The organism is Halomonas sp., assembly GCF_033549285.1.
Taxonomy (GTDB): domain Bacteria; phylum Pseudomonadota; class Gammaproteobacteria; order Pseudomonadales; family Halomonadaceae; genus Halomonas.
On the sequence record NZ_JAWSUJ010000042.1, the window covers coordinates 19,882 to 34,777 of the forward strand.

The window sequence follows — 14,896 nt, forward strand, 5'->3', positions numbered from 1 at the left end:
AAGGAATTCCTTAACGGCGCCGCGAGGCCCACCACTGCAGGCCATTGATCAGCAGCAAGAGCAAGAAGGCGGCGAGCAGCATCACGCTGCCGATGGCGGCGGCGCCGTGGTAGTCGAACTGTTCGATCTTGGCGACGATCAGTAGCGGCGTGATCTCGGTGCGATAGGGCAGGTTGCCGGAGATGAACACCACCGAGCCGTACTCGCCCAGGGCGCGGGCGAAGGCCAGGGCGAAGCCGGTCAAGGCCGCCGGCAGCAGGGCAGGGAGAATCACCCGGCGAATGGTGGTGAAACGGCTGGCTCCCAGGCTGGCCGAGGCTTCCTCGAGTTCCGCCTCGAGATCCTCCAGCACCGGCTGCACGGTGCGCACCACGAAGGGCAGACCGATATAGGTCAGGGCGATGACCACCCCGAGCTGGGTATAGGCGACCTTGATGCCGAAGACGTTCAGGTGCTGTCCCACCCAGCCAGTGGTGGCGTAGAGGGTCACCAGGGAAATCCCCGCCACTGCCGTCGGCAGGGCGAAGGGGAGATCGACCAGGGCATCGATGATCCGCTTGCCGGGGAAGGTGTAGCGCACCAGCACCCAGGCCACCAGCATCCCGAAGACCAGGTTGATGGCGGCGCCTGCCAATGAGGCACCGAAGGAGAGCTTATAGGAGGCCACCACCTGGGGATGGCTGATCGCCGACCAGAAGTCCGCCCAGCTCATGGTGGCGGTAAAGACCAGCAGACCGGCCACGGGGATCAGGAAGATCAGGCCGAGATAGAACAGCGAGAACCCCATGGTCAGGCCGAAGCCCGGGATCACGCTGCGAGGTTGGTTGAGGATCGGCATGGTCAGGCTCGTCGTTTATCCGTGAGTCGGTTACCCAAAAAACCCCGGGCGCGAGGCCCGGGGGAGACATCACCCAACATGCTCAGTTGGTAGGGTTGCCCACCTGCTGCAGGATGTCGTCGAAGTGGCCGCCATCGTTGAAGTGGGTCTCCTGGGCGTTGGTCCAGCCGCCAAACTCCTCATCGACGGTGAAGCGCTCGACATCGGGGAACCGGTCCTCGAACTCCCTGGCGATCTCGGGATCGGCGGGCCGATAGAAGTGCTTGCCAGCCAGGCGCTGTGCGTCATCGGTATAGAGCTGCTCGAGGTACGCCGTTGCCACCTCGCGGGTGCCATGCGCCTCGACGTTCTTGTCGATCACCGTCACGGGCGGCTCGGCGAGGATGCTCACCGACGGCACCACGATCTCGAACTCTCCCTTGCCGAGCTGTTCTGTCGCCAGAAAGGCCTCGTTCTCCCAGGCCAGCAGTACGTCGCCGATCCCGCGCTGGACGAAGGTGTTGGTGGAGCCGCGAGCACCTGAGTCGAGCACCGGCACGTTCTTGTAGATGTCACGCACGAACTCGAATGTCTTCTGCTCATCGCCGTCGAACTTATCCAGCGCGTAACCCCAGGCCGCCAGGTAGTTCCAGCGTGCGCCGCCGGAAGTCTTGGGGTTGGGCGTGATGACCTCGACGTCATCGCGGGTCAGGTCGTCCCAGTCCTGGATATTCTTCGGGTTACCATCCCGGACCAGCAGCACGATGGTCGAGGTGTAGGGGGCGCTGTTATTGGGCAGGCGCGACTGCCAGTCGGCGGGGATCAGATCGGCACGCTCGTGGAACTGATCGATGTCGTAGGCCAGCGCCAGGGTCACGACATCCGCCCCGAGGCCATCCAGCACGGCCCTCGCCTGGGAGCCGGCACCCCCATGAGACTGACGGACGGTGACATCGTCGCCGGTCTGCTCCTTCCAGTAGTCGCTGAACCAGTCGTTGTACTCTCGATAGAGTTCTCGGGTCGGGTCGTAGGAGACGTTGAGAATCTCGACGTCCTCGGCATGGGCTTGCCCGCCGGGGGCAAGGATGGCCAGCGCCGAGGCGGTGGCAATCAGCGCCAGGCTGAGACGGTACGGTGAGGAAGGCGTCAGCGGCATGAGGTGAACTCCGTATGCGTTGAGGGTGTGTCCACCCTACTGCCGCCTCTCATGCCACTAGAACGAATTAAAAACGGATTGTTTATTCTTTTTATGAATTAACCAGGGGTGCCGGCTAGCACCTGCTGGACGGTGGCCTCATCCAGGTCGTCTCGGCAGAACTGCAGGAACTGGTAGGCGAACCCGCGCAGGAAATGTCCCCGGCGCAGGGCCAGGTAGGTGGTGTTGCGCGGGAGCAGCTCGCTGGCATCGAGCAGCCTCAATCCCCGGTCGCGCTCTTCCTGATAGGCCATCGACGCGATTACCCCGACGCCCAGTCCGAGTTCCACGTACGTCTTGATCACATCGGCATCCAGTGCCGTGAGCACGATGTCGGGTACCACGTCGGCGGCAGCGAAGGCCTGGTCGATGCGAGCACGCCCGGTGAAGCCCTCGTGATAGGTGACGATGGGATGCGCGGCGATTCGCGCCAGGGTCAGCGGCTGTCCATCGTCCAACGGGTGTCCCTCCGGGACGATCACCCCGTGGTACCAGTGGTAGAAGGAGAAGCAGGCGAACAGCTGCCCGTGCTCGTGCAGGGCCTCGGTGGCCACCCCGATATCCACCTTGCCGGCCTTGAGAAGCGACACGATCTCGTCGGGCCCGCATTGGTGAAGCTCGAGGTGAACCTTGGGAAAGGCCTGCTTGAAGCGGGCGATGATCGGCGGCAGCGCATAGCGGGCCTGGGTATGGGTGGTGGCGATGGCCAGGCTACCCTGATCTTCATGCGTCAACTGGTGCGCCGAGCGCTTGAGGTTCTCCGCATCCAGCAGGATGCGCTCGATGATCTCCAGCAAGGTGCTGCCGGCCTGTGTCAGTCCCAGGATGCGCTTCCCCCGGCGCTCGAAGAGCTCGACACCCAGCTCCTCCTCCAGGTCACGAATGTGCTTGCTGGCCCCCGATTGGGAGGTGAAAAGCGCGTTGGCCGCCTCCGTGAGGTTGAAGTGCTGGCGTACGGTTTCTCTCACGATGCGCAGCTGTTGAAGGTTCATGCGGAATATCCCTGCACAGAAAATGCTTATGAGAATATAAAATACGTTTTTTATTCTTTAAAAGCATTTGTTGCGATATGGATATCCGCGCTGGCGGCTTACTCTCGGGGCGGGAAGGTGACGTCGAAGCCGCGGGCATCGAGTTGGCGGATGTCGCTCGGGCGGCCCTGGGCGTCGAGCTCCACCAGGCCGATGCCGGCGCCGTTCCATAGCCGCTCGCCGGCCTTGGCGCGGTCCGGGTCGCGCGGGGTGATCACCATGCGCCGGCGCTGGGTGAGCCAGTTGAGCGGCGAGCGCGGGGCATAGAGCCAGCGGTTCAGGCGGTCGAACCAGTCGAGCAGGGTGTCGGGGAAGGCGTTCTTGATGCCACTGGAGGTGATCTGCCAGATTCTCGGCCCCTCGCGGCGCTGGCGGATGCGGATGTCGTAGGCGAAGGAGTAGTGCACGTCGCCGGAGAGGATCACGTAGTGCCCCGGCGTGCGCGAGTGGCGGAAGATGTTGAGCATCACGCTGGCCGCGCCGCGGTGGGCCATCCAGTTCTCGGCGTCGACCAGCAGTGGCCTGCCGGCCAGGGTGAAGAGCCGCTGGATGGTCTCGATCAGCTTGACGCCGAACATCGGGGCCGGCGAGACGATCACCACCGACGTGGCCCCGAGGAGCTGCTGCTGCAGCTCCGAGAGTGCCTCCCAATCCATGAGGCCGGAAGGGCGTTTCGGACTGCGCTCGCTGCGCCAGCGTCGGGTGCGGGTGTCCAGCACCACGAGCTTCGGCTCGCCCTCGACCTCCACCTCCCAGCCCTGGAAGCGCAGCACGTGCTCGATCACCGCGTCCTGCTCCTCGGCGGGCAGCCAGCCCTCCCGGCTGGCCGCCAGGTCGAGCAATTCAGCGGCCTCGGCCAGCGGCTCGGCCAGGCGGTCCGGGTCGTTGCCCCAGCCCTGGCAGAGCAGGTAGGCCAGCAGGGCGTTGCCGATGATGCGCCGCGAGAAGGGGTGGCCGTAGGCGGTGCGCTCCCAGTCCGCGGTGAGGTTCCAGTCGTCGGTGATGTCGTGGTCGTCGAAGATCATCAGCGAGGGCAGGTGGGCCATCACCCGGGCGGCGGCAGGCAGCCCCTTGGCGAAGCGCTCGATGACGCCTCGCTGCTCGCCGAAGCGCGCCGCGTCTTTCTCGTCCAGCGCAGGCTCGCCCATCTCGACCAGCCGCCAGGGCATCGGCGACCAGACCAGCAGGTACATGGCGATGACCTCGGCGAAGCTCATCAGGTGGTTGTGGGCGTTGGCCGAGGTGAACACCGGCTTGCGCACCCCGCCGAAGAAGCCCTCGCGCAGGTCCTCGCTGCTCTTGACGTCCGGCAGCAGCGCCTCGCGCCGGTAGTAGGTGGCGGCATCCGCGTAGAGGGCCTGGCTGTCGGGCACGGTGGCCCCCTCGAGGGTCTCGTCGAACAGGCCCAGGCGGCGGATCAGCGCATGGATGGCGACCAGCAGGGGGCCGGCGACGTCGTCGGCATAGACCTGGTCGCCGGTCATCAGCAGCCAGGCGGGCCACGCCTCGGGCGTCTCCCGGCGCTCGGCCAGCCAGGCATCGGTGCGCACCAGGCCGTCGGGCCCGTCGTAATGGGGCCGGCGACAGGAGCCGTGGAGCAGCCGACGGTGGCTCTCGGCCAGCACGAAGGCGGGATGCGTGGCGCCCTCGTGCAGCAGGTGGGGCGCCCAGTCGGCGATGCCGCGCTCGACCCCGCTGTCGCTCCCGTCCGGGGCGATCTTCAGGTCGTAGTCGATGCGCACGCCGCGGGGCAGGGGCGTGTCGAGGGCCACGTCGATCAGGTGCAGCCAGGCATGGCGGCCCAGCGGCAGGCATTGCAGGCGCCGCGCGTTGTTGAGGGTCAGGCGGCGCGGCGGGTGGCCGCCGGGGTGCAGCATCAGCCCCAGGTCGAGGGGGCGCGAGCCCACCAGCCAGATCACCAGGCGATCCGCGCTCAGGCGCCGCAGGATAGGGCCGGCGAGGACCTCGGGCAGGGGGGCGGTGTCTCCAGTCATGGCAATCCTTTGCGTCGCGGGTGCTTTGGCGGTCGACGGCACTGGTCGTGAACAGGTCAACAGACTAGGCTGGCGGCGGTTTCGTTCCACTTTGCCCTTTCCCTGATGGAGACTTCCACCATGACCGTGATGCTGCTCGGCATGTTGATCTTTCTCGGCGTGCACTCGGTGCGCATCGTCGCCGACGACTGGCGAAGCGCCCATATCCAGCGCATGGGTGTGCTGCCCTGGAAGGCAGCCTATTCCGTGGTCTCGATCATCGGCCTGGCCCTGGCGATCTGGGGCTATGGCCAGATGCGCCTGGACCCGGTGTGGGTGTGGCAGCCCCCGGTGGGCCTGCGCCATGCCGTCTCGCTGCTGATGATTCCCGCCTTCGTGCTGCTTGTGGCGGCCTATGTGCCGGGCAACCACCTCAAGGCGAGGCTTGGCCATCCGATGATCCTGGCGGTGAAGCTCTGGGCCTTTGCCCACCTGCTGGCCAACGGCCGGCTGGGCGACATCGTCTTCTTCGGGGCCTTCCTGCTGTGGGCCGTGTTCGACTTCCGCGCGGCGCGTCGTCGTCCCCGGCCGGAGAGCGCCGCCCCGGGCATGGCCGGTACCGTCGCCACCGTGGTGATCGGCCTGGTGGCCTACTACCTGTTCGCCTTCCACCTGCACGTCTGGGTGACCGGCGTGCCGGTGATGTGACCCCGACGCGGCGACGGGGCCTTCCTCTCGACTGGGCCTTTCCCTATATGGTGCTACGCTGATTGAGTCGACGCTGAACCGTCATCGGCGGGTCATGGCGTCGTCACCTCGCCGCGCGATAACGGGGTGCGTCCCAGCCACCATGGAGAGCTCGTCATGTCGTTCACACGTCGCCGTTTTCTCAAGGGCAGCCTGGCCGCCGGGGCCGTGGCCAGCGTGCCGTCCTTCTACGTCAACACGCTGCTGGCCCAGGAGCAGACCCTGCGCATCTACGCCTGGGCGGGCTACTTCAATGACCGGATGCTGGCGGACTTCACCGAGAAGACCGGCATCAAGGCCACCTTCACGCCCTACGGCACCAACGACGAGCTGATGAACTCGCTGCGCGCCAGCGACGGCAGCGGCTTCGACGTCATCATGCCCACCGTGGACCGCGTGCCCGGCTATCTCGACTACGACCTCATCCAGCCGCTGGACACGTCGCGCATCGACTGGAGCGGCGCCCTGGACAGCGCCATCGAGGGCTCCGAGACCGGCGGCGTGGTCGACGGCAAGCGCTACTTCGCGCCCAGCGACTGGGGCACCGAGGCGATCACCTGGCACCGCCGCTTCGCCGACGTGGACCGCGCCAACCTGAGCTATGCTGACCTGTGGAACCCGGAGCACGGCCAGGGCGTCACGGTGCGCGGCCACTCGGCGCTGGTCGGCATCGGCCTGTGGCTGGAGCGCGAGGGTCGGCTGCCGCACCCGCTGCTCGACTCCTACCAGAGCGAGGAGGCGATGCGCGCCAACTTCGACGTCATCCTCGAGGAGGCGGTCAAGCACAAGTCCATGCTGGTGCAGTTCTGGAACACCGAGAACGAGGCCCAGGCCGCCTTCCGCACCAACGGCGCGATCATCGGCCAGACCTGGGACTCCACCGCCTTCCGCCTGCAGCAGGAGGGCGAGGAGATCGCCTACGGCGCGCCGAAGGAAGGTGCCCTGGCCTGGATGGAGGGCTTCGTGATTCCCAGGAACGCCCGGAACCCGGACGCCGTGTACGAGCTGATCAACTGGTACTACACCCCGGAAGCCGGCGCCATGTTCGTCGAGGCCACCGGCTACAACTCCACCTCCAAGGGGGCGACCGAGCTCTTGCCCGAGGCGACGCGCAACTTCTTCACCGAGTCCTACACCGAGGAGGACCTTGCCAACCTCTGGTGGTGGCCGATCCAGGAGCCCTGGTACGTGGCGCTGCGCAACGAGTACCAGGACCGCTATCTCTCCGCATGACGTCGCCTGACCCCGGCCCCGAGGTGAGCATGGACGGCAGCGTCCGCCTGGAGGAGGTGGTGATGCGCTTCGGCGACTTCACCGCCATCGACAGGACGACACTCGAGATCGGCTCGGGGGAGTTCTTCAGCTTCCTCGGGCCCTCGGGCTGCGGCAAGACCACCCTGCTCAACATGATCAGCGGCTTTCTGACGCCCAGCGAGGGGCAGGTGCTGATCGGCGGCGAGCCCATGGCCGGGGTGCCGGTGAACCGCCGTCCCACGGCGATGATCTTCCAGAACCTGGCGCTCTTCCCGCTCATGACGGTGTACGAGAACATCGAGTTCGGCCTGGAGGTGCGCGGGGTCGACCGCAAGGCGCGCCGCGAGGCCTCCGAGCGCCTGCTGGCGCTGGTGGCCCTGGAGGGCAGCGGGCCGAAGCGGATCGGCGAGCTCTCCGGCGGGCAGAAGCAGCGGGTGGCCATCGCCCGGGCACTGGCCGTGGAGCCGCGGGTGCTGCTGCTCGATGAGCCGCTCTCGGCGCTGGACCTCAAGCTTCGCCAGCACATGCGTGCCGAGCTCAAGGCGATCCAGCGCAAGACCGGCATCACCTTCATCTACATCACCCACGACCAGGGCGAGGCGTTGACCATGTCCGACCGGGTGGCGGTGATGTCGGCGGGCCGCATCCAGCAGGTGGCCGACCCGGTGACCCTCTACCGTTCGCCGGCCACCGGCTTCGTGGCGGCCTTCGTCGGCGAGAACAACCGGCTGCGGACGACGCTGATCGAGCGCCAGGCCGAGCGGGTGCGCCTGGACGGCGGAGCGCTGGGCGAACTGGCCGGCCGAGTCGCGGCCGCGTCCCGGCTGGCGCGCGGCGACCCGGCGGCGCTCTACATCCGCCCCGAGCACCTGCGCCCGGTCGAGGAGGGGAGTGCCGGGCCGATCCTCGCGGCCACCCTCGAGGCGGTGCACTTCGAGGGTGCCTGGGTGGTGCTGGAGGCGCGCCTGGACGCCTCGGGCGAACTGCTCAGGGTGCAGCTGGGCCACGAGGTCTCCCGACAGTACACCGATGCCCTGGTCGCGGGGCGTCGCATGAGGTTCGGCTATGACCCCGACGATGCGGTGGTGCTGCCCGCGGATGGCAGCCCCCGGGTCGACGAGGCGACCGGCGAGGTGGTGGAGGCTGGCCATGTTTAGGCAGCTCGCCGCGCGTTTCGGCGGCCCGCTGGCCATGGCGATCCTCGGCCTGCTGGGCATCTGGCTGATCGTGATGGTCACCCTGCCGCAGCTGCAGATGATCGACTACTCGCTGCGCCCCAACCTGCTGCCGGCCCAGCGCGGCGGGCCACAGGACGGCTGGACGCTGACCAACTACGCCACCCTGTTCGCCAACGACATCCACCGGGCGATCTTCTTCAAGACGCTGTGGTCCAGCGTGCTGGTGACCCTGCTGACGCTTGCCGTGAGCTATCCGCTGGCCTGGTACCTGGCCAAGGTGGCCACCCCGCGGCAGGCGGCGCTGTGCATCCTCTTGCTGATCATTCCCTTCTGGATCAACGAGATCCTGCGTACCTACTCGTGGTTCATCATTCTCGCCTTCCGCGGGCCGCTCAACGAGGTGCTGATGATGCTCGGGCTGATCGATCGGCCGATCCGCTTCCTCAGCGGTGACGCCGGGGTGATGGTGGGGATGGTCTACGCCTATATCCTGTTCATGGTCTTCCCGGTCTACAACGCCATCGAGAGCCTCGACGACAACCAGGTGCGGGCGGCCCGGGACCTGGGGGCGGGGACGCTGCGCACCCATCGGCGCATCGTCATCCCCCATGCCAAGCCGGGGATCGCCACCGGCTGCATCATGACCTTCATGCTGGCGGCGGGCAGCTATGCGGTGCCGGCGCTGCTCGGCTCGCCGGGCAGCCGCTGGTTCACCCAGATCATCTACAACTGGTTCTTCGAGGGCGGCAACTGGAACCAGGGGGCGGCCTACGCCTTCCTGCTGCTGGTGCTGTGCATCGGCTTCATGTCGCTGGTGATGAAGGTGTTCAAGGTGGGCCTGGGGGACATTGCCAAATGAGGGACCGGGCGAAATGAAAGGGGGCGGGACGTGAGCTCACAGCGACTGATGGCCCTGGGCCTGCGCGTCTACGTGGTGGTGTTCTTCACCTACCTCTTCCTGCCGCTGCTGGTGATGGCGGCGGCCACCTTCAACGACAGCCGCTTCCCCACCGTGACCCCCTGGGACGGCACCACCCTGAAGTGGTTCGGCGAGCTCGCCGCCGACGGCGGCATGTGGCAGGCGCTGGGCAACAGCGCCATCGTCGCCGTGGGCGTGCTCCTGCTGGCGGTGCCCATCGGCATCGCCACCGCGCTGTTCCTCAACACGGTGCAGAGCCGCGCCAAGCCCTTCCTCTATGCGCTGATCCTCTCGCCGCTGCTCACCCCGGGGGTGATCATCGGCATCTCGACGCTGATCTTCTGGCGCCAGCTCGGGGTCGGCGGGGGCATCTTCCTCACCGTGCTCGGCCAGGCCACCTTCATCGCCGCCTACGTGATGCTGATGGTCACCGCGCGGCTGCAGCGCTTCGACCGCACCATGGAGCGTGCCGCCCTGGACCTGGGCGCCAGCCAGTGGCAGATGTTCCGGCGCATCCTGCTGCCCTATCTGAGGCCGGCGATCCTCTCGGCGGCGGTGATCGCCTTCCTGCAGTCCTTCGAGAACTACAACACCTCGCTGTTCGTGGTGGGCTACGACACCACCCTGACGGTCTACATCGCCTCCAAGGTGCGTACCGGCCTCACGCCGGCGGTCAACGCCCTGGGGCTGATCCTGATCCTCGTCACCGTGCTGCTGGCCGTGGCCTACGAGCTCAAGCGGCGCCGCGAAGCGGCGAGAAGCGTGAAGGGGGTGTGAGCCCTGCGTTATGCTGGGGCCTGGCAAGGGAGGGCTCATGGCTCACGATCACGACCATCACACCGGGCAGGACAGCCAGCGCCGGCTCTTCTGGGCGATCCTGCTCACCGGCGGCTTCATGGTTGCCGAGGTGGTGGGTGGCATCCTCTCCGGCTCGCTGGCGCTGCTGGCCGATGCCGGCCACATGCTCACCGACACCGCCGCCCTGGCGCTGGCCTGGTTCGCCGCGCGCATCAGCCGCCGCCCGGCGGACGAGAAGCGCAGCTTCGGCTACCACCGGGTGCAGATCCTGGCCGCCTTCGTCAACGGCCTGACGCTGATCGCCATTGTGGTGTGGATCTTCATCGAGGCGATCCGCCGGCTGCTCTCGCCGGTGGAGGTGATGGGCACCACCATGCTGGCGATCGCCGCCCTGGGGCTTCTGGTCAACGTGGTGGTGTTCGCCATCCTGCACTTCGGGGACCGCGACAACCTCAACATCCGCGGCGCCGCCCTGCACGTGCTGGGCGATCTCCTGGGCTCGGTGGCGGCCATCGTCGCGGCCCTGGTGATACTGGCCACCGGCTGGATGCCCATCGACCCGCTGCTCTCGCTGCTGGTGGCGCTGCTGATCCTGCGCAGCGCCTGGAAGCTGACACGGGAGTCCGGCCATATCCTGCTGGAAGGCGCCCCGGACGACCTGGATGCGGCGACCCTGCGCCGCGAGATTCCCGAGCAGCTCGAGGCGGTCTGCAACGTGCATCACGTGCATGTCTGGTCGCTGACCCCGGGACGCCACCTGGTCTCGCTGCATGCGGCCATCGAGGAGGGCGAGGATCGCCAGGCCGCGCTGGTGGCGATCCGGACCCTGCTGGTGAAGCGCTACGGCCTGGACCATGCCACCATCCAGCTGGAGAGCCGGCACCAGTGTGCCGACGAGCCCGAGGAAGGCGCGGGCAGCCGCGGCTGAGCCGTGTTCGCTGCGTCAGTCGGCGGGCCGGAAGGGGCGGTCGGGGAGCCAGACGCGCACCGCCAGTCCGCCTAGGCGCGAGCGCGCGAGCTCCAGCCGGCCGCCGTTGAGCTTTACCAGGTCGGCCACGATGGCCAGGCCCAGGCCGCTGCCCGGGTGTTGCTCGTCGAGTCGGGCACCGCGGGCCAGGGCGGCCTGGCGCTGGGCCTCGTCCATGCCCGGCCCGTCGTCCTCGACCTCCAGCCAGCTCCCCCCCGCTTCGCTGCCGCCGCGCATCTCGACGCGTCCCTTCGCCCAGCGCAGGGCGTTCTCCAGCAGGTTGCCGACCAGCTCCTGCAGGTCCTGGGCCTCCATGCGCACGCGCATCCCGGCCGGCAGGTCGTGGCCGAGGGTGATGCCGCGTCGTTCGGCCAGGCGGCCAAGCCCCGCGAGGATGGGGGTTAGCACCTCGCCGGCGTCGACGCGGGGGGCCAGGCCGGCGTCCCCGGCCGCCGTGGCGCGGGCCAGGTGGTGGCGTACCGCGCCATCGATGCGCGCCAGTTCGTCACGGATGCGGGTGCGCCGCGGCTCCTCGATGCCGTCGGCCAGGGTGGTCAGCACGCTCACCGGGGTCTTCAGCGAATGCGCCAGGTTGCCCGCGGCGTGACGCGCATGGGTCATCAGTCGCCGGTCGCGCTCCAGCACCCCGTTCATGGCCCGGGCGAGACGCGCGAGCTCCGGCGACAGGCGGGTATCGAGGCGCTCGGCCTCGCCGTTCTCCACCTGCTGCAGATCGGCCTGCACCCGGCGCAGCGGCGCCAGGCCCCAGCGCACCTGCAGGGCCAGGGTGGCCAGCAGCAGCAGCCCCAGGCCGACCAGGAAGAGCGTCACCAGCCGGGTGAAGCGGGCGAGCTCCGCGTCCAGCGTTGCCCGGGAGACGGCCACGCTGACGTGCAGCGGACCGTCCAGTGGTGCCAGGCGGATATCGCGCTCGATGACGCGCAGCGGTGTCCCGCGCGGGCCTGGCAGGTCACGGATCATCACCTGGCGGTGGGAGCGCACCGGCAGGCGCTGGTCCCACAGCGAGCGGGAGGTCAGCACCCGCTCGCCGCCGTCGCTGATCTGCCAGTACCAGCCGGAGAGCACCTGCTCGAAGCGTGGGTCGCCCAGCGAGCGTTCATGCACCAGCTGCTGCTGCGTCGGCTCCCAGGCGAGGCCGGCGACCACCACGTTGAGCAGCGCCTCCAGGCGCTCGTCGAAGGCGCCCGTCGCGGTCGTGCGGAAGTAGTGGGAGAGTCCCGCGCCGGCCAGCGGCAGGGCGATCGCCAGTGTCAGCAGGGACGCCAGCAGCAGGCGACTGGCCAGCGACAGCCGCCGCAGTCGACTCATGGCGTCTCGTCGCTCCCGGCCAGGCGATACCCCTGGCCACGGTGGGTCTGGATGCGCGCGGCGCCCAGCTTGCGGCGCAGGCGGCTGATCTGGACGTCGATGACGTTGGAGTCCGGCTCGTGGTCGCGGTCGTAGACGTGCTCGGCGAGCTCGCTGCGGCTCACCACGCGGGGGGCGGCGTGGGCCAGGTAGGCCAGCAGGCGCGACTCCTGGGCGGTCAGGCTCACCGGGCGGCCGGCCAGGGTGACGCTGCCGCTGTGGGTGTCGAAGGCGAGCTCGCCGATCCTCAGCACCGGGTGGGCATGGCCGTGGCTGCGCCGCACCAGGGCGCGCAGCCGGAACAGCACCTCGGCGGTCTCGAAGGGCTTGGTGACGTAGTCGTCGGCCCCGGCCGAGAAGCCGGCGGCCTTGTCGGCCCAGCGGGTGCGCGCGGTGAGCACCAGTACCGGCGTGTCGATGGCGCCCTCGCGCCACTGGGCGAGCCAGCGGCTGCCGTCGCCGTCGGGCAGGCCCAGGTCGAGGATCACCGCGTCGTAGGCCTCGGTGCGCACCAGGAAATCCGCCTCGCCGCCGGTGGTGGCGGTCTCCAGCAGCACGCCGGCGTCCCCCAGCGCCTCTTCCAGCGCCTTGGCGAGTGCCCGGTCATCCTCCACCAGCAGCACCTTCATTCCGCGCCATCCTCGCGTCGCATCCCGTTGATGTTCACCCCCTCCATGCCGATCAGCTCGCCACTGGCGGCATCGAACTCGAACTCCACCACCTGGCCACGGGGGCCGAGCATCTCGACCTCGTAGGTCATCTTGCCGTCGTCACGCTCGAGCTCCACCTCGAGTACCTGGCCCACATAGCGGGCCTCCAGCCAGTCAAGGATCTCGGGCAGGGGCACGATCCTCCCCTCGCGTACCGCCTCGTGAAGGTCATGCCACGCCTCGTCCGCCGGCGCGGGGGAGGCGGCCAGCAGGGCGAGGAGGGCAGACAGCGCCAGCAGGCGCAGGCGGGGAAGAAGGCATCGAGTCATCATGGCCACAGGGTGCCAGGCCGAACATGAATGCAGCATGAATGGCCGCGTCACCCTGTGGCAAGGTCGGTGGCGATATAACGGAGTGGCACCCATGAACGGAGGTATGACCCATGAAACGCAAGATGATCCTGACCGCTTCCCTGGCCGCCCTGCTGGGCGCCGCCACCCTGGCCCAGGCCGCGGGTGATCGCCTGGCCACCGAGCGCTTCGACGAGGTGCTGGCCCAGGCCGGCGATTTCGGCTTCCAGACCTTCCAGGAGATCGAGGTGAAGCGCTCCGACCGCGTCGAGGTGGAGGGCTGGCTCGACGACGAGTGGCAGGCCGAGGTGAGCTTCGACCTGGCCAGCGGCGAGAGTCTAAAGGAGGAGCGCAAGAAGCGTGACGACGGCGCCTGGGGCCTCTCCGAGGCCGAGGTGCGTGACGCCATGGCGCTGGCCGTGGCCGAGGGTCTGGTCGAGTTCGAGGAGTTCCAGGTCGACCGTGACGGCCGCATCGAAATCGAGGGCTACGATGCCGACGACCGCGAGCTGGAGGTTAAAATCCGCGACGGCGAGGTGCTCGAGGTCGAGCACGACTGACGCCATCGTCGGGGCCTCGCCCCGGCGAAGTCCCTATCCCGCATGAAGCCCGTCATGAAGAGGGCCCGACGCGACAGCTTCGCCTCGGGCCCTCGTCGTTTGCGGCTACCCCGCCGAGCTGACGAGCCCCATCACGCTGACCAGGATGAGCACCCCGCCGAGCACCCGGAAATAGAGGTTGGTGCGGCTGGCGAGCATGTGCCGGTGGGCGCCCTCGCCCAGCAGGTGGCCGACCAGGGCGCAGGGCAGCAGCCACAGGTGGTGGATGAGCTGCAGGTCGACGCCGGCGATCACGAAGGAGACCATCTTGATCAGCACCAGGATGAACCACAGCACGAACAGGGTATCGCGCAGCTGATGGGCGGCGACGTGGGTGGCGAAGACCGCGACGATCAGCGGAGCGCCGATCAGCGAGGTGCCGCTGACGTAGCCGCCCAGCGCCAGCAGCACCGCATCCACCACCCGGTTGCGGCTGCGAAAGGGCTTGTCGAGCAGGTAGCCGACCGCATAGACCATCACGATCACGAAGATGATGCTGGTCAGGACGTTGCCCGGCAGGGTCAGCAGGCCGATTACCCCGATCAGCTTGGGGATGATCATCACCTTCATCGCATTGAGCAGGTAGCGCCAGTCGATGTTGCTCTCGGCTGGTGCCTGGCCGCCGTTGTCGGCCACCAGCTGCCGGTGGCCGCGCCAGGCGATCCAGCTGGAGAAGATCAGCAGGTGCACGGCGATGATCGGCAGGAAGACCAGCGGCTCGTCGAGCACCAGCAGCAGGAAAGGCAGCGACAGCACGGCGCCGCCGAAGCCCAGGCTGGTGCGCACGAACCCGCTCCAGACGAAGATCAGCCCGATCAGGACGAGCTGGGGGATCTCGAGGCCGGCCATCAGGGCGCTCCTTTCCCGTGGGGTGGTGTCATGGTGCCAGTGCCCCCCAGACGCCGGTGAGCACCTCCAGTGCCTCGGCGATCACCGCCTCCTCGCCGCGGTCGCGGCGCCAGACGAAGCTGAGCGCGCAGGGCAGGCGCACGCCCTCGGCGACCACCAGGCCGCGCTCCTGGCGCTCGGCCATGGCCAGGGCGTCGCGGG

The 14,896-nt window shown here is 68.1% G+C and carries 15 protein-coding genes; 7 read left to right on the forward strand and 8 right to left on the reverse strand.

Annotation, left to right across the window (positions count from 1 at the left end):
• Nucleotides 1–10: 10 nt before the first annotated feature.
• The 4 genes from cysT to SCI24_RS11125 all read right to left on the reverse strand — a co-directional run bounded on the left by cysT (nt 11) and on the right by SCI24_RS11125 (nt 5,037).
• Nucleotides 11–838, reverse strand: coding sequence for a sulfate ABC transporter permease subunit CysT (gene cysT / locus SCI24_RS11110; protein WP_318725430.1), 828 nt, complete (start codon nt 836–838; stop codon nt 11–13).
• An 82-nt stretch (nt 839–920) separates the two neighbouring features.
• Complete coding sequence (locus SCI24_RS11115; protein ID WP_318725431.1) at nt 921–1,973, reverse strand: sulfate ABC transporter substrate-binding protein; 1,053 nt, start codon at nt 1,971–1,973, stop codon at nt 921–923.
• A 98-nt stretch (nt 1,974–2,071) separates the two neighbouring features.
• A complete protein-coding gene (locus SCI24_RS11120) occupies nt 2,072–3,004 on the reverse strand; it encodes a CysB family HTH-type transcriptional regulator (RefSeq protein WP_318725432.1) in 933 nt (310 codons plus the stop codon).
• Nucleotides 3,005–3,102: 98 nt separating this feature from the next.
• Nucleotides 3,103–5,037, reverse strand: coding sequence for an alkaline phosphatase D family protein (locus SCI24_RS11125; RefSeq protein ID WP_318725433.1), 1,935 nt, complete (start codon nt 5,035–5,037; stop codon nt 3,103–3,105).
• Nucleotides 5,038–5,157: 120 nt separating this feature from the next.
• Between SCI24_RS11125 and SCI24_RS11130 the strand changes: the two genes are divergently transcribed.
• The 6 genes from SCI24_RS11130 (at nt 5,158) to SCI24_RS11155 (ending at nt 10,840) form a co-directional block, all read left to right on the forward strand.
• Nucleotides 5,158–5,724, forward strand: a complete 567-nt coding sequence (locus SCI24_RS11130; RefSeq protein WP_318725434.1) for an NnrU family protein — start codon at nt 5,158–5,160, stop codon at nt 5,722–5,724.
• A 156-nt stretch (nt 5,725–5,880) separates the two neighbouring features.
• Nucleotides 5,881–6,996 carry a substrate-binding domain-containing protein gene (locus SCI24_RS11135; protein ID WP_318725435.1) on the forward strand — a complete coding sequence of 372 codons (1,116 nt, stop codon included), beginning with the start codon at nt 5,881–5,883 and terminating at the stop codon, nt 6,994–6,996.
• A complete protein-coding gene (locus SCI24_RS11140) occupies nt 6,993–8,174 on the forward strand; it encodes an ABC transporter ATP-binding protein (RefSeq protein ID WP_318725436.1) in 1,182 nt (393 codons plus the stop codon). Before SCI24_RS11135 ends, SCI24_RS11140 begins: the two co-directional genes overlap by 4 nt.
• Nucleotides 8,167–9,054, forward strand: coding sequence for an ABC transporter permease (locus SCI24_RS11145; protein ID WP_318725437.1), 888 nt, complete (start codon nt 8,167–8,169; stop codon nt 9,052–9,054). Before SCI24_RS11140 ends, SCI24_RS11145 begins: the two co-directional genes overlap by 8 nt.
• A gap of 48 nt (nt 9,055–9,102) precedes the next feature.
• Nucleotides 9,103–9,891, forward strand: a complete 789-nt coding sequence (locus tag SCI24_RS11150; RefSeq protein ID WP_412929579.1) for an ABC transporter permease — start codon at nt 9,103–9,105, stop codon at nt 9,889–9,891.
• 37 nt (nt 9,892–9,928) lie between these two features.
• Nucleotides 9,929–10,840 carry a cation diffusion facilitator family transporter gene (locus SCI24_RS11155; RefSeq protein ID WP_412929572.1) on the forward strand — a complete coding sequence of 304 codons (912 nt, stop codon included), beginning with the start codon at nt 9,929–9,931 and terminating at the stop codon, nt 10,838–10,840.
• 15 nt (nt 10,841–10,855) lie between these two features.
• Here SCI24_RS11155 and SCI24_RS11160 read toward each other — a convergent pair whose 3' ends face one another.
• Genes SCI24_RS11160 through SCI24_RS11170 form a run of 3 tightly spaced genes read right to left on the reverse strand, consistent with a single transcriptional unit; the run spans nt 10,856 to nt 13,229 of the window.
• Nucleotides 10,856–12,208 (reverse strand): HAMP domain-containing sensor histidine kinase, encoded by a 1,353-nt coding sequence (locus tag SCI24_RS11160; RefSeq protein ID WP_318725439.1) that lies wholly within the window; start codon nt 12,206–12,208, stop codon nt 10,856–10,858.
• Nucleotides 12,205–12,876 (reverse strand): response regulator transcription factor, encoded by a 672-nt coding sequence (locus SCI24_RS11165; RefSeq protein ID WP_318725440.1) that lies wholly within the window; start codon nt 12,874–12,876, stop codon nt 12,205–12,207. The genes SCI24_RS11160 and SCI24_RS11165 overlap by 4 nt, the downstream gene beginning before the upstream one ends.
• On the reverse strand, nt 12,873–13,229 hold the full coding sequence (locus tag SCI24_RS11170; protein ID WP_318725441.1) for a PepSY domain-containing protein: 357 nt from the start codon (nt 13,227–13,229) through the stop codon (nt 12,873–12,875). The genes SCI24_RS11165 and SCI24_RS11170 overlap by 4 nt, the downstream gene beginning before the upstream one ends.
• Before the next feature lie 110 nt (nt 13,230–13,339).
• Here SCI24_RS11170 and SCI24_RS11175 point away from each other — a divergent pair, with 110 nt between their 5' ends.
• Nucleotides 13,340–13,807 carry a PepSY domain-containing protein gene (locus SCI24_RS11175; RefSeq protein WP_318725442.1) on the forward strand — a complete coding sequence of 156 codons (468 nt, stop codon included), beginning with the start codon at nt 13,340–13,342 and terminating at the stop codon, nt 13,805–13,807.
• Nucleotides 13,808–13,912: 105 nt separating this feature from the next.
• On the opposite strand, the gene SCI24_RS11180 is transcribed toward SCI24_RS11175, so the two are convergent.
• Nucleotides 13,913–14,695 carry a TSUP family transporter gene (locus tag SCI24_RS11180; RefSeq protein WP_318725443.1) on the reverse strand — a complete coding sequence of 261 codons (783 nt, stop codon included), beginning with the start codon at nt 14,693–14,695 and terminating at the stop codon, nt 13,913–13,915.
• Nucleotides 14,696–14,896: the final 201 nt, after the last annotated feature.

What these genes read in the sequence shown, in the direction of transcription:
- cysT (WP_318725430.1), bottom strand. Translation starts at nt 838, where the DNA reads ATGCCGATCCTCAACCAACCTCGCAGCGTGATCCCGGGCTTCGGCCTG.
- SCI24_RS11115 (WP_318725431.1), bottom strand. Translation starts at nt 1,973, where the DNA reads ATGCCGCTGACGCCTTCCTCACCGTACCGTCTCAGCCTGGCGCTGATT.
- SCI24_RS11120 (WP_318725432.1), bottom strand. Translation starts at nt 3,004, where the DNA reads ATGAACCTTCAACAGCTGCGCATCGTGAGAGAAACCGTACGCCAGCAC.
- SCI24_RS11125 (WP_318725433.1), bottom strand. Translation starts at nt 5,037, where the DNA reads ATGACTGGAGACACCGCCCCCCTGCCCGAGGTCCTCGCCGGCCCTATC.
- SCI24_RS11130 (WP_318725434.1), top strand. Translation starts at nt 5,158, where the DNA reads ATGACCGTGATGCTGCTCGGCATGTTGATCTTTCTCGGCGTGCACTCG.
- SCI24_RS11135 (WP_318725435.1), top strand. Translation starts at nt 5,881, where the DNA reads ATGTCGTTCACACGTCGCCGTTTTCTCAAGGGCAGCCTGGCCGCCGGG.
- SCI24_RS11140 (WP_318725436.1), top strand. Translation starts at nt 6,993, where the DNA reads ATGACGTCGCCTGACCCCGGCCCCGAGGTGAGCATGGACGGCAGCGTC.
- SCI24_RS11145 (WP_318725437.1), top strand. Translation starts at nt 8,167, where the DNA reads ATGTTTAGGCAGCTCGCCGCGCGTTTCGGCGGCCCGCTGGCCATGGCG.
- SCI24_RS11150 (WP_412929579.1), top strand. Translation starts at nt 9,103, where the DNA reads ATGGCCCTGGGCCTGCGCGTCTACGTGGTGGTGTTCTTCACCTACCTC.
- SCI24_RS11155 (WP_412929572.1), top strand. Translation starts at nt 9,929, where the DNA reads ATGGCTCACGATCACGACCATCACACCGGGCAGGACAGCCAGCGCCGG.
- SCI24_RS11160 (WP_318725439.1), bottom strand. Translation starts at nt 12,208, where the DNA reads ATGAGTCGACTGCGGCGGCTGTCGCTGGCCAGTCGCCTGCTGCTGGCG.
- SCI24_RS11165 (WP_318725440.1), bottom strand. Translation starts at nt 12,876, where the DNA reads ATGAAGGTGCTGCTGGTGGAGGATGACCGGGCACTCGCCAAGGCGCTG.
- SCI24_RS11170 (WP_318725441.1), bottom strand. Translation starts at nt 13,229, where the DNA reads ATGATGACTCGATGCCTTCTTCCCCGCCTGCGCCTGCTGGCGCTGTCT.
- SCI24_RS11175 (WP_318725442.1), top strand. Translation starts at nt 13,340, where the DNA reads ATGAAACGCAAGATGATCCTGACCGCTTCCCTGGCCGCCCTGCTGGGC.
- SCI24_RS11180 (WP_318725443.1), bottom strand. Translation starts at nt 14,695, where the DNA reads ATGGCCGGCCTCGAGATCCCCCAGCTCGTCCTGATCGGGCTGATCTTC.